The organism is Variovorax sp. Soil_C_19 (assembly GCF_057657255.1).
Window position 1 is genome coordinate 97,371 of the sequence record NZ_JBDGIV010000008.1, and the last position, 11,502, is coordinate 108,872.

An 11,502-nucleotide genomic window follows, 5' to 3' on the forward strand; every position below is an offset into this window, starting at 1 on the left:
AGACGACGATGAAGAGACGGAACGTGACGAAGGCCGTGGCGGCAATGTGCATGGCCGGCGCAGCGGCGCTGCTGGTGCCGCTGGCGGCGCATGCCCAGGGCTATCCGGACAAGCCGGTGCGGCTGGTGCTTCCTTTCCCGCCCGGCGGGGTGACCGACATCCTGGCGCGCGCGCTGGCGGAAAAGCTGTCGCCGCGCCTGGGCCAACCGGTGATCGTGGAGAACAATCCCGGCGCGGGAACGGTGCTCGCGTCGGACCATGTGGCGCGCGCGCCTGCCGACGGGTACACGCTGCTGCTGGCAGCGTCGTCGCTCGGCACCGCACCGATGCTGTACGAGAAGGTCGCCTACGACCCGGTGAAGAGCTTCGCCCCGGTGACGCAGGTCGCGTCGGTGGTCCATGTGCTCGAAGTCAACAAGAGCCTGCCGGTGAAATCGGTGGCCGAGCTGATCGCCTATGCGAAGAAGAACCCCGGCAAGCTCAACTACGCGTCCACCGGCACCGGCACCTCGACGCACCTGGAAGGGGAGCTGTTCAAGAGCATGGCCGGCATCGACATCGTGCATGTGCCGTACAAGGGCAGCGGTCCGGCGCTGACCGACCTGGTCGGCGGCCAGGTCACGGTCATGTTCGACGCTCTCGGCTCGTCGAGGCCCTTCATCAACGATGGCAAGCTGCGCGCGCTGGCAGTGACCACGGCCGTGCGCTCACCCTCGATTCCCGAGCTGCCGACGGTCGCCGAGTCCGGCCTGCCGGGCTACGAAGCGATGCCCTGGCTGGGCCTGGTGGCACCGGCCGGAACACCCCGGCCGGTGGTCGACCGGCTGCACCGCGAGATCATCGAGATCCTGAAGGACCCGGAACTTCGCGAGCGCTTCAAGGGGTGGGGCCTGGACATCATCGGCAATTCGCCCGCCGAGTTCGAGGCCTTCCTGCGCCGCGACATCGAACAGTGGCAGCGTGTCATCTCCAGCGCGAAGATCAAGGCGAACTGATGGCGTGGATCCGCAACACGGGGGCGTGCGCATGAGGCTCGCGCTCACCGAAGAGCAGGCCATGCTCCAGTCGAGCGCACTGGCGTGGCTGGCCGACCACTACGACTTCCGGCAGCGCGAAGCCGGCGTGCACCGCGACGGTGGTGCGCCCGGCGCCTGGCGGGCGTTCGCGGACATGGGCTGGCTCGGCCTGCCGTTGCCGGATGCCGCCGGCGGCGTCGACCTCGGACCGCTGGAGGTCGGCCTGCTGATGCAGGCGTTCGGCCGTCACCTCGTGGTCGAGCCGTGGCACGCGTCGGTGCTGCAGGCCGGGCGCATGCTGGCGCTGGCCGGCACGCCCGCGCAGCAAGCGCAATGGCTGGGCGCCGCCGCCAGCGGCGATGCGCGCCTGGCCCTGGCCCACACCGAGCCCGGCGACCGGCTGCCATGGGGCCCGCGCACGACGACGGCGCGCCGCACCGCGGGCGGCTGGCAGCTGAGCGGCTGCAAGCGTCAGGTGCTTTCGGCACCGGGTGCCACGCGCTGGCTGGTGACGGCCAGCGCCGGCGAGGAAGCGGCGGTTTTCCTGGTCGACCCTGCCGCGCAGGGCGTCGCGATGGACGCGTACGACACCACGGCGGGTGGCCGCGCAGCCGACATCGCGTTCGACGCGGTCGCAGCCGAACGGGTCGGGGGCGAAGAGGCCTCGGACGCCGCCGGCCGGATCCACCGCGTGCTGGCCGAAGGCATCGTGGCGCTCGGGTGGGAGGCCACGGGCGCCATGCAGGCGGCACTGGACCGAACGGCCGAATACACGCAACAGCGGCGGCAGTTCGGGCAGTCGCTCTCGCAGTTCCAGGTGGTGCAGCACCGCCTGGCCGAGATGGCCGTTCATTGCGCCGAGGCACAGGCCGCCTGCGAACTCGCGTCCATGCGCCTCGCGTCGAGCACGGACGCCGGCATCGAACAGGCGGCGCTCGTCAAGGCCAAGGTCGTTCGCGCGGCGCGCTACGTTGCGCAGGAGGCAGTGCAGCTGCATGGCGCGATGGGCGTGTGCGAAGCGTTGCCGATCGCGGCGACCTTCCGGCTGCTGCTGGCGTTCGGCCAGCAGGACGGCGACGCCGCATCGCACGCACTTCATCTTGGCAAGTCGCTCATCGACAACGGCGCCTTCGCGCAAAGCCAGGCGCTCCCAGAGTGCCGTCCATTGGCAACGGAAGCCAGCCCATGAACCTCGACCTCGACCCCGCCGAGCAGGCGTTTCGCGACGAAGTGCGCGACTTTCTCGCGCAGCACCTGACGGCAGCCATGCGCGAAGGGCAGGGCGTCACGACCTCGATGTATCCGGCGCCCGAGATCTCCACGCCCTGGCAGGAGGCACTGCAAGCCAAGGGCTGGCTCGTGCCGCTGTGGCCCAAGGCCTGGGGCGGCACCGGCTGGAGCGCGCTCCAGCGCTTTATCTTCGAGACCGAGTGCGCCCTGGCGGGCGCGCCGCTGGTGCATCCCATGGGCGTGCGGCTGGTGGGGCCGGTACTGCTGCGCTACGGCACCGAGGCGCAGAAGCAGCGCTACCTGCCCCGCATCCTTTCGAGCGAGGACTACTGGTGCCAGGGCTTCTCCGAACCGAATGCCGGCTCCGACCTGGCCTCGCTGAACCTGCAGGCGCGCAGCGACGGCAGCGACTACGTGCTCGACGGCACCAAGATCTGGACCAGCTACGCCCACCGCGCCAACCGGATGTTCGCGCTGGTGCGCACCGGCAACGAGGGAAAGAAGCAGCAGGGCATCAGCTTTCTGCTGGTCGACATGGCGCTGCCGGGCATCAGCGTGCGACCCATCGAGACCATCGGCGGCGACCACGAGGTCAACGAGGTCCACTTCGATGGCGTTCGCGTGCCGAAGGCCGACCGCGTCGGCGAGGAGAACGCAGGATGGGAATGCGCCAAGTATCTGCTCGAGTTCGAACGCGGCGCGGGCATCTTCAGCCCCCGGCTGCGCGCGCAGCTCAAGCGCGTCGCGCAGGTGCTTCAGGCCCCGGGCACGGCCGGCGACGCGCTGCTGCGCCGGTTCGGCGAAGTGGCATCGGACCTCGACACCTTCGAATGGCTGGAGCTGCGCACGATGGGCGCCATCGAACCCGGGGCGAGCCCCGGGCCGGTCTCGTCGATCCTGAAGCTTCGGGCCAGCCGCCTGAAGCAGGCAATCGGTGAACTGGGTGTGGAGGCGCTGGGCAGCGAGAGCCTGCGCTGGCGCAGCGACCCGCCGGACCAGCGGGCCGCCACGGCAACGTTGGTGCCCGAGTACTGCAACAGCAGGGCATTCACCATCTTCGGCGGCGCCGCCGAGGTGCAGTTGGGCTTGATCGCCCGCACCGTGCTGGGCTGAGCCGGTTCCCGGCGCCGGAGGGCCGGCGGAGGACCGCTCACTCGCTCGGTCCAGTCGTGCAGGTCGGCCCAGCGGCCGTCGCGTGCCAGCGCTTCGAGCGCCTCGGGCGCGGCACCGGCAAGGGCCGCGATCCACAACAGCAGCAACAGCGAGGCCATGACCCGCGGCGTTCGCTTGACAAGGGCAGGGGCGCCCTCGATACTCAACCACAAGGTTTAGTAATTGAAGGAGCATCCCCATGGAAGACACCGGACCCGCCACGAAGCACATCGGCAGCTGCCATTGCGGCCAAGTGAAGTTCGAGGTGGAGGGCGCGATCGATTCGGCGCTGTCGTGCAATTGCTCGATGTGTCAGCGCAGGGGTTCGCTGCTGTGGTTCGTGCCGCGGAGCGCCTTGCGCCTGCTGACCCCCGACGAGAACGCCGGCACCTACCTGTTCAACAAGCATGCGATCCGGCATCGCTTCTGCCGCGCCTGCGGCATCCACCCCTACGGCGAGGGCAGGTCGCCCGCGGGCGGCGAAATGGCGGCCATCAACATCCGCTGCATCGAGGGCATCGACCTGCAGGCGGTGCCGGTCACGCTGCACGACGGCCGCTCGGCCTGAGCTAAAGGTACGGACGAACCACGCGTGCGATGTTCTGCAGGTTGTCGAACTCTGCGTCGCTCAAGGCCTGCTCCTCGACATCGAAGTGGCAGAGCGTGCCGAACACCTTGTCGTCCTCGTCAGGGATCGGCACGCCGTGGTACGCCACCATCACTCCCTTGTAGGGATGGCCGTCGAGCCTGTCGTCACCAGCGGAATCGGCGGTGAGGAACACACCGTCCCTGAGCACGAACTGGCAGAAGCTTGCGGCCAGCGGCACTTCAGCGAGGAACTCCGGGCGCATCTGCTGCGCCTTGTCGACCAGCGCCACGTTGCGCAGCACGGCGCCCTCGAGCCGGTAAATCGCTGTGTAGCGGTGGAGCACGCGCCGGTTCAGCGCTTCCAGTGCCGCGTCGAGCCCGTCGGCCGCGCACGCCGCGAGGAACTCACCGACCGCTTCGCTCGGAGGCGTGTCGGCCGCCGCGCCAAGACGCTGCACGGGGTGGGGTGGCTCGGGCCGATCGGATGTCATGGGACGACCGCCGCATCGGACCCGTTTGCCTTGCAGGCCATGCGCGTCTTGGCGCCGCAGCACAAGCTGCTCAAAGCTGGGCCGCGGCGGTGCTGCCGGGAGCGCCCGGCAGCCGCAGCGTCTCCACATGCGCGCCAGCGGTGCAGGGGCCGTCGGAATAGCTCGCCCCGTCGGGGCCGGCGCACTTGTGAACTTCGATGACAGCGGCCGGGGCCGTGCTCACGGTGCTGCGCACAGGCGTGCTGTGCGAAGCGGGCGTGGCCAGCGATGCGGGATACGCATGGCGTGTGACGCGGGCCGCCTCAGGCGGCGAGACCGCGTCGGCTGTCTCGAGCGTGCGCGGCGGCGCGGGTTTGTGGACTTCGATGATCGACGGCGGCAGGCGCGGCACCCGGGCGACGCTTTCGCGCACGATGTCCGTCAGCGTCGCATAGAACACGTACATGGCCACGAGCACCACGGCCCCGCCGATCGCCAGACAGCGGCGCAGCGGCGCGCCCTCGGGGCCGCGCAAGGTCAGCGTCGTGGCCATCCGAGCCCCCCGGACTGCAGGACGCCTGCGAGCTTGGCAATGCCGCCCGAGCCGCTGGCGGCCCGCGCAATGAGCGCACCCCCGGCCGCTCCGGCCGCAATACGCATGAGGAACGAGCGGCTGCGGCCCGCGGCCAGCAAAAGCAGCACGCCGGCACCAAGCACCGCAAGATGTTCACCCGGATAGTCGGCGCGGCTGGCGTCCACACGCCTGAATTTTTCAATCGTCTGCTGCAGCGTCATCGCCCGAGCTCCTTCTTCGTTCTGTTGGCTTGTGAATCTTTGTACGCAGCCGGACCGCGCGGGCTTGTAGGCGCGCGCGATGCGCACCTGAGGAGGGCGCCTCGTTCGCAACGAGGACGAGGCCGCGTCGGCACCGCGCTACCGGAGAGATCGTCGTGTAGGAATTCGCCTACAGAAAAATGCGCACTCGGGCTTTTCATGGAGGCGCAGGACATGCTCGCGCCCGGCTACGATCGATGCCGTGAAACGGCCCGCCGGGCCTGCAGCGGTTGCTTCCTTTCTTGCAGCCTCGGGTTTCACGCACACATAGAACGACAGAGGAACTCATGAAGAACGACCACCAGGTGCTGCTGGCCCTCCTGAGCGAGGAAGAGCAGGGCATCGTCGCGGGCTGGCTCAACGAAGCCGGCCTGAGCGATCCCGCGGTTCGCCGCAATACGCAGGCCGAGGCAAGCGAGATCGTGCGCCGGCTGCACGAGGGACTGCAGGCCGATGCCGACCCCGCGCGCTTCGACGCGCCCGCCTGGGCGCCGCTGCGCGACGCGCTCTCGGAACTGTCGAGGTCGCGCGCGGCCAAGGGCCAGTCGGCGGGCGACACGAGCATGTTCGTGCTGGCGCTCAAGAAGCCGCTGTTCGAAGCGGTCCAGCGTCGTCTGGCTGCCGAACCGGTCGCAATGGGCAGTGCGCTGTGGGCGCTGTCGACGGCCGTCGACCGGCTGGCGCAGCACACGGTCGCGACCTTCCAGATCGCACGTGAGGACATCATCCGCCGCCAGCAGGAGGAACTGCTCGAACTGTCGACCCCGGTCGTCAAGCTATGGGAGGGCGTGCTGGCCGTGCCGATGATCGGCGTGCTCGACAGCGGACGCACGCAAATGGTCATGGAAGCTCTGTTGCAGAAGATCGTGGAGACCGGCTCCGCACTGGCGATCATCGACATCACCGGCGTGCCGACGGTCGACACGCTTGTGGCCCAGCATCTGCTGAAGACGGTCACGGCCATCCGGCTCATGGGCGCGGACTGCATCATCAGCGGCATCCGTCCGCAGATCGCCCAGACCATCGTGCACCTGGGCATCGACCTGCAGGGCGTGCGCACCAAGGCCACGCTGGCCGACGCGCTGGCGCTCGCGCTGCAGCAGGCCGGCTGGCGCATCTCGCGCGAGGGCTGAAGCACGCACCATGGACCGCATACCCATTCTTCGCATGGGCGACACCCTGCTGGTGACCATCCAGGTCGACATGCAGGACCAGACCGCCCTCATGCTGCAGGACGACCTGGCCAACCGCATCGCCGCCACCGGCGCGTCGGGCGTCATGATCGACATCTCGGCGCTCGAGATCGTCGATTCGTTCGTGGGGCGCATGCTCACAAGCATCTCCGGCATCGCGCGCATCCTCTCGGCCACCACCGTCGTGGTGGGCATGCAGCCGGCGGTGGCGATCACGCTGGTCGAGCTCGGCCTGTCGCTCGACGGCGTGAAGACGGCGCTCGATGTCGAGCGCGGCATGGAACTCCTGCGGCGCGCCCGGCGGGAGAACGCGATTGGCCGTTGAACACACCGGCAGCCTGCCGCTGCGGGACGAGCAGAACATCGTCGCAAGCCGGCAGATGGTCCGCGCGCTGTGCCAGGAGCTCAAGCTCTCGCTCGTCGACCAGACCAAGATGGTCACCGCCGCCAGCGAGCTCTCGCGCAACACACTGATCCACGGCGGCGGGGGACGCATGCGCTGGGAGTTCGCCGAGCGCAACGGACGCCGCGGAATCACGCTCCACTTCGAGGACGAAGGCCCGGGCATCCCCGACATCGCACTCGCACTCACCGATGGCTGGACCAGCGGCACCGGCATGGGCCTGGGGCTGCCGGGCAGCAAGCGGCTGGTGAACGATTTCGACATCTCGTCGACGCCCGGCGCAGGCACGCGCGTGAGCATCACCAAGTGGAAATAGCCGGCGTGGTCTCGGGCTGGACCCACCGGGCGTTCTCGATCGACGACGCGAGCCGCGTGGGCGAGGTACGCCGCCATGCGGCGCGCGCTGCGTCGGACATGGGCTGGGGCGAAGTCGATGCGGGCCGGCTCGCGCTGGTGGTGACCGAGCTCGGGACGAACCTGCACCGCCATGCGAAGGGCGGCCGCCTGCTGGTGGCGCAACGCACGGCATGGCGCGAAGTCGAGATCGTTGCCATCGACGAGGGGCCGGGCATTCCCGATGTGGCGCTCGCGATGCAGGACGGCCATTCCTCCGCCAGCACGCCCGGCACCGGCCTGGGCGCGGTGCGCCGGCTGGCCGACGATTTCGACATCCATTCCACCTTGCCCGATGGCACGGTGGCCGTGGCGCGCGTGCGCGAGACGAAGCCCGCCCATGAAGGGCCTGCGCCCGGCACGCAATGGGCGGCTGCGCCCGTAGAGATCGGCGCAATCTGCCTGCCGGCGCCGCACGAGACCGAGTGCGGCGATGGCTGGGCTTTCGCATTTCATGGCGACGAGGCCTCGCTGCTCGTCGCCGACGGGCTGGGCCACGGACCGGAGGCGGCCAAGGCCGCTCGCGCGGCGCTCGGCGCCTTTGCACGGGCGCCGCACGACGATCTGCGCGAGATCTTGAAACGCGTGCATTCAGAGCTGCGCACCACACGCGGCGCGGCCGTGTGCGCGCTGCGCGTCGACACGGCGGCCGCGGCCGTGCGCTACAGCGGCGCGGGCAACATCGTGGGCCGCGTGCTGTCCGGGGTGTTCGACAAGTCGCTCGTCACGCAGCACGGCACTGCCGGCCTGCAGATCCGCAATCCCGAGACCACCGCGCTCGAGCTGCCGCCGCATGCACTGGTGGTGCTGCACAGCGACGGCATCGACACGCGATGGACGCCCGAACGCATCCGGCCGCTGCTGCAGCGCGACCCCACGCTGGTGGCTGCTGTGCTGCTGCGCGACCACACCCGGCACCGCGACGATGCGACTGTCGTGGTCATCCGCCGAAAGGAATAGCAGATGAACCCGCCCGCAGCGACGACCGACCTGGAAGCCGCACTGGCCGAGACCCAGCGCGAGATGGAGGCCTTGCGCGCCGAACTCGAGGAAACCAACCGCGGCGTGGTGGCGCTGTATGCCGAGCTCGATGCCCAGGCCGAGCAGCTCAGGAAGGCGACCGAACTCAAAAGCCGATTCCTGGCCTACATGAGCCATGAGTTCCGCACGCCGATCGGCGCCATTCGCAGCATCGCGCGGCTCCTCAGCGACCAGATGGACGGCCCGCTCACGCCCGAACAGCAAAAGCAGGTCGGCTTCGTCAGCACCACCGCGGCCGAACTCGCCGAGATGGTCGACGACCTGCTCGACCTGGCCAAGATCGAGGCGGGCCGGGTCGACATCTCGCCGGCATGGTTCGAGATGGTCGACCTGTTCTCGGCGCTGCGCGGCATGTTTCGGCCCGTGCTGCACAACCCCGAGACTGCGCTGATCTTCGAGGAGCCGCACGGACTGCCGAAGCTCTATACCGACGACCGCAAGCTCTCGCAGATCCTGCGCAACTTCATCTCCAACGCGCTCAAGTTCACGCCGCACGGCGAGGTGCGTGTCACCGCGACGCCCGCCGGCGAAGACGCCGTGAAGTTCTCGGTGGCCGATACCGGCATCGGCATTGCGCCCGAGCACCACGCGGCGGTGTTCGACGATTTTGCGCAGGTCGATTCGCCGGTGCAGAAGCGGCTGCGAGGTACCGGGCTCGGGCTCTCGCTGAGCCGGCAGCTCGCCGGGCTGCTCGGCGGGCACGTCGAAGTGCAGAGCGAGCTCGGCAAGGGGTCGGTGTTCTCCGTGACGTTGCCAGTCCTGTTGCCGCGGCAAGCGCCCGGTCCATCGGATTGACCATGGCACCAGAGCCCCTGATCAACATCACGATAGACCGATCGCGCCATACGGTGCTGGTGGTCGACGACAACCCCGCCACGCGCTACGCCACGGCCCGCGTGGTCCGGGCGGGCGGGTTCCAGACGCTCGAGGCGAGCACCGGCGGTGAGGCGCTGGCGCTCGCCACGCGCCAGATCTCGGCGGTGGTGCTCGATGTGCACCTGCCCGACTTCAGCGGCTTTGAGGTTTGCCGCGAGCTGCGCTTCAGGCCCGCGACCGCGACGCTGCCGGTGGTGCACCTGTCGGCGACCTTCGTGCGCAACGAGGACAAGGTCGCGGGCCTCGATGCCGGTGCCGACGCGTACCTCGTGCACCCCGTCGAGCCGCCGGTGCTGGTGGCGACGTTGCAGGCGCTGATCCGCGCGCGCATGGCCGAGGAGAAACAGCGCGACAGCGAGGCACGTTTTCGCGCGATCTACGACCATGCGCCCACGGGCATGGCGCTGATCGACAACGAAGGCCGGTTCGCCGACGTGAATCCGGCCATGGTGGCGATGCTCGCGCGGTCGCGCGGGGCATTGATCGGGCACACCATCAGCGCCTTCGCGCCGGCCGATTGGGCGGGCGTCGTGGCGCAGCAGACCGCGGGCGCGCAGCCGGCCGCATCGTCGTGGAAAAGCGAGTTTCCGCTGCTGCGGCACGACGGCTCGTGGGTGCGGCTCGAATGGACCATGTCGGCGCACATCGAGCCGGGCTTGCGCGTGGGGATCGCGCTCGACGTATCCGAGCGCTTCGAGCTCGAAGCCCAGCGCCGCGAAGTGCTGGAGCGCGAACAGGCCGCACGCGCTGCCGCCGAGCGGCTGAGCCGCACCAAGGACGATTTCGTGGCGGTGCTCTCCCACGAGCTGCGCAATCCGCTGAACACCATCGGCGGCTGGGTTCATGTGCTGAAGGCCGGCAACCGCACGCCCGAGCAGATGGAAAAAGGACTCAACGCCATCGACCGCAGCGTGAAGGCGCAGACGCGGTTGATCGCAGACATCCTCGACGTGTCGCGCATCAGCTCGGGCAAGCTGCGCCTGCACCAGGAATGGATCGAGCCGCGCTCGCTGGTGAGCGCGGCCATCGATGCGCTGGCCGCACCCGCTGCCGCCAAGCAGTTGAAGATCGTCTTCGACCAGGGCAGGGCGGACCCGCCCGCCTGGCTCGATGCCACGCGCTTCCAGCAAATCGCCTGGAACCTGTTGTCGAACGCCATCAAGTTCTCGACCGAGGGCGGCCAGATAGAGATCCAGATGGACCGCGAGGGCGACACCCTGACCTTGAGCGTGCGCGACCACGGCCGCGGCATCCATCGCGACTTTCTGGCTCACCTGTTCGACCGCTTCACGCAGAGCGATTCACCCGACAACCGCTTCCACGGCGGACTCGGACTCGGCTTGTCGATCGTGAAGAACCTGGCCGAACTGCATGGCGGCAGCGTGTCGGCGCATAGCGAAGGCGAGGGCCGAGGCGCGACCCTGCGCGTGGTGCTGGGCGTGGTGCCTTCGGGCGCCGCACCGGCCGTGCCGCGCCAGTCCGCCGACGCACACCCGGGTGCTTCGTCCGTTCGCGTGCTGGCGGGCCTCGATGTGCTCGTGGTAGAGGACAACGCCGACGCGAGCGAGATCATGGCGGTCGTGCTGTCCGATGCCGGCGCCACGGTGCGCCTCGGCGTCGACCACGACTCGGCGCTGGAACTCTTCGATGAGAAGTGGCCCGACGTGCTGATCAGCGACATCGGTCTGCCGGGGCGCGACGGCTACGAGCTGATCCGCGAGGTGCGGCAGCGTGAGCGCGCCATGGGCCGGCCCCGGCTCTACTGCGTGGCGCACACGGCATTCACCCGGCCACAGGACCATGTGAAGGCGACCGAGGCGGGCTTCGATGCTCACCTGGGCAAGCCGCTGCAGCCCCATGCGCTGGTTTCCCTCATCAGCGCTCGAACGAAGACTCGCGCCGACTGAGCGAGGACCGCGCGCGATGCCGCGTTCAGTCGCTCTGCTTTGCATCGGCATCGGGGTCGGTCTTGAACAGCCCGCGGACGTTGAGCGCGGCCAGGCAGACCTGAAGGGCGATCAGCGCCATGGCCGAGGTGTGAATGCCCCAGACCGTCCACAGCACGTTGCTCAGCAGGAAGACCCAGAAACCGAGGTTGCGGCGGCGCTCGTGGCGCGAAGCCACCAGCCAGGCGGCGGCAACCGAAGCAACGAAGGCGGGCCACTGCACAAGATCGAGCGCGCCGTTCATGGGCGGGCTCCTGCCTGGGTAGGGGAGGGGATGACTGGCCGTGAAGAAGAAAAAAATCTCATACTGGGCGACGGTATGCTGCACGCTGAAGGGTCGCGTGCCTCGTGCGCGCGGTG

General features: G+C 69.0%; 14 protein-coding genes. 10 read left to right on the forward strand and 4 right to left on the reverse strand.

What is annotated here, in order from left to right; translation table 11 throughout:
- Positions 1-8: 8 nt before the first annotated feature.
- The 4 genes from AC3A6R_RS17145 (at position 9) to AC3A6R_RS17160 (ending at position 3,966) form a co-directional block, all read left to right on the forward strand.
- The gene (locus AC3A6R_RS17145) at positions 9-995 is read left to right on the forward strand and encodes a tripartite tricarboxylate transporter substrate binding protein (protein WP_487865028.1); all 987 of its coding nucleotides are present in this window, start codon (positions 9-11) and stop codon (positions 993-995) included.
- A 4-nt stretch (positions 996-999) separates the two neighbouring features.
- Positions 1,000-2,205: an acyl-CoA dehydrogenase family protein gene (locus AC3A6R_RS17150; protein WP_487862008.1), complete on the forward strand. Its 1,206-nt coding sequence runs from the start codon at positions 1,000-1,002 to the stop codon at positions 2,203-2,205.
- The gene (locus AC3A6R_RS17155; RefSeq protein WP_487862009.1) at positions 2,202-3,359 is read left to right on the forward strand and encodes an acyl-CoA dehydrogenase family protein; all 1,158 of its coding nucleotides are present in this window, start codon (positions 2,202-2,204) and stop codon (positions 3,357-3,359) included. The genes AC3A6R_RS17150 and AC3A6R_RS17155 overlap by 4 nt, the downstream gene beginning before the upstream one ends.
- A 238-nt stretch (positions 3,360-3,597) precedes the next feature.
- Positions 3,598-3,966: a GFA family protein gene (locus AC3A6R_RS17160; RefSeq protein WP_487862010.1), complete on the forward strand. Its 369-nt coding sequence runs from the start codon at positions 3,598-3,600 to the stop codon at positions 3,964-3,966.
- Between the two features lies 1 nt (position 3,967).
- On the opposite strand, the gene AC3A6R_RS17165 is transcribed toward AC3A6R_RS17160, so the two are convergent.
- The 3 genes from AC3A6R_RS17165 to AC3A6R_RS17175 form a co-directional block, all read right to left on the reverse strand.
- Positions 3,968-4,477, reverse strand: coding sequence for a guanylate cyclase (locus AC3A6R_RS17165; protein ID WP_487865029.1), 510 nt, complete (start codon positions 4,475-4,477; stop codon positions 3,968-3,970).
- Positions 4,478-4,547: 70 nt separating this feature from the next.
- Positions 4,548-5,009: a hypothetical protein gene (locus AC3A6R_RS17170; RefSeq protein WP_487865030.1), complete on the reverse strand. Its 462-nt coding sequence runs from the start codon at positions 5,007-5,009 to the stop codon at positions 4,548-4,550.
- A complete protein-coding gene (locus AC3A6R_RS17175; RefSeq protein WP_487865031.1) occupies positions 4,994-5,251 on the reverse strand; it encodes a hypothetical protein in 258 nt (85 codons plus the stop codon). Before AC3A6R_RS17175 ends, AC3A6R_RS17170 begins: the two co-directional genes overlap by 16 nt.
- Before the next feature lie 326 nt (positions 5,252-5,577).
- Between AC3A6R_RS17175 and AC3A6R_RS17180 the strand changes: the two genes are divergently transcribed.
- The 6 genes from AC3A6R_RS17180 to AC3A6R_RS17205 are packed head-to-tail and all read left to right on the forward strand — an operon-like array spanning position 5,578 to position 11,103.
- Entirely contained in the window at positions 5,578-6,423 is an 846-nt protein-coding gene (locus tag AC3A6R_RS17180; RefSeq protein ID WP_487865032.1) for an STAS domain-containing protein, read from the forward strand.
- Positions 6,424-6,433: 10 nt separating this feature from the next.
- Entirely contained in the window at positions 6,434-6,808 is a 375-nt protein-coding gene (locus AC3A6R_RS17185; protein WP_487862015.1) for an STAS domain-containing protein, read from the forward strand.
- Positions 6,798-7,202: an anti-sigma regulatory factor gene (locus AC3A6R_RS17190; protein ID WP_487862016.1), complete on the forward strand. Its 405-nt coding sequence runs from the start codon at positions 6,798-6,800 to the stop codon at positions 7,200-7,202. The genes AC3A6R_RS17185 and AC3A6R_RS17190 overlap by 11 nt, the downstream gene beginning before the upstream one ends.
- Positions 7,193-8,239 (forward strand): ATP-binding protein, encoded by a 1,047-nt coding sequence (locus AC3A6R_RS17195; protein ID WP_487865033.1) that lies wholly within the window; start codon positions 7,193-7,195, stop codon positions 8,237-8,239. Before AC3A6R_RS17190 ends, AC3A6R_RS17195 begins: the two co-directional genes overlap by 10 nt.
- A 3-nt stretch (positions 8,240-8,242) precedes the next feature.
- Positions 8,243-9,115 carry a sensor histidine kinase gene (locus AC3A6R_RS17200; RefSeq protein ID WP_487865034.1) on the forward strand — a complete coding sequence of 291 codons (873 nt, stop codon included), beginning with the start codon at positions 8,243-8,245 and terminating at the stop codon, positions 9,113-9,115.
- A 2-nt stretch (positions 9,116-9,117) separates the two neighbouring features.
- Positions 9,118-11,103 (forward strand): hybrid sensor histidine kinase/response regulator, encoded by a 1,986-nt coding sequence (locus AC3A6R_RS17205; protein WP_487862019.1) that lies wholly within the window; start codon positions 9,118-9,120, stop codon positions 11,101-11,103.
- Positions 11,104-11,128: 25 nt separating this feature from the next.
- Here the strand turns inward: AC3A6R_RS17205 and AC3A6R_RS17210 are convergent, their stop codons facing one another.
- Positions 11,129-11,386, reverse strand: a complete 258-nt coding sequence (locus tag AC3A6R_RS17210) for a hypothetical protein (RefSeq protein WP_487862020.1) — start codon at positions 11,384-11,386, stop codon at positions 11,129-11,131.
- Between the last annotated feature and the right edge of the window lie 116 nt (positions 11,387-11,502).

Coding starts and splice junctions, on each gene's coding strand:
- AC3A6R_RS17145 (WP_487865028.1), top strand. CDS start 9: ATGAAGAGACGGAACGTGACGAAGGCCGTGGCGGCAATGTGCATGGCC.
- AC3A6R_RS17155 (WP_487862009.1), top strand. CDS start 2,202: ATGAACCTCGACCTCGACCCCGCCGAGCAGGCGTTTCGCGACGAAGTG.
- AC3A6R_RS17160 (WP_487862010.1), top strand. CDS start 3,598: ATGGAAGACACCGGACCCGCCACGAAGCACATCGGCAGCTGCCATTGC.
- AC3A6R_RS17165 (WP_487865029.1), bottom strand. CDS start 4,477: ATGACATCCGATCGGCCCGAGCCACCCCACCCCGTGCAGCGTCTTGGC.
- AC3A6R_RS17170 (WP_487865030.1), bottom strand. CDS start 5,009: ATGGCCACGACGCTGACCTTGCGCGGCCCCGAGGGCGCGCCGCTGCGC.
- AC3A6R_RS17175 (WP_487865031.1), bottom strand. CDS start 5,251: ATGACGCTGCAGCAGACGATTGAAAAATTCAGGCGTGTGGACGCCAGC.
- AC3A6R_RS17180 (WP_487865032.1), top strand. CDS start 5,578: ATGAAGAACGACCACCAGGTGCTGCTGGCCCTCCTGAGCGAGGAAGAG.
- AC3A6R_RS17185 (WP_487862015.1), top strand. CDS start 6,434: ATGGACCGCATACCCATTCTTCGCATGGGCGACACCCTGCTGGTGACC.
- AC3A6R_RS17200 (WP_487865034.1), top strand. CDS start 8,243: ATGAACCCGCCCGCAGCGACGACCGACCTGGAAGCCGCACTGGCCGAG.
- AC3A6R_RS17205 (WP_487862019.1), top strand. CDS start 9,118: ATGGCACCAGAGCCCCTGATCAACATCACGATAGACCGATCGCGCCAT.
- AC3A6R_RS17210 (WP_487862020.1), bottom strand. CDS start 11,386: ATGAACGGCGCGCTCGATCTTGTGCAGTGGCCCGCCTTCGTTGCTTCG.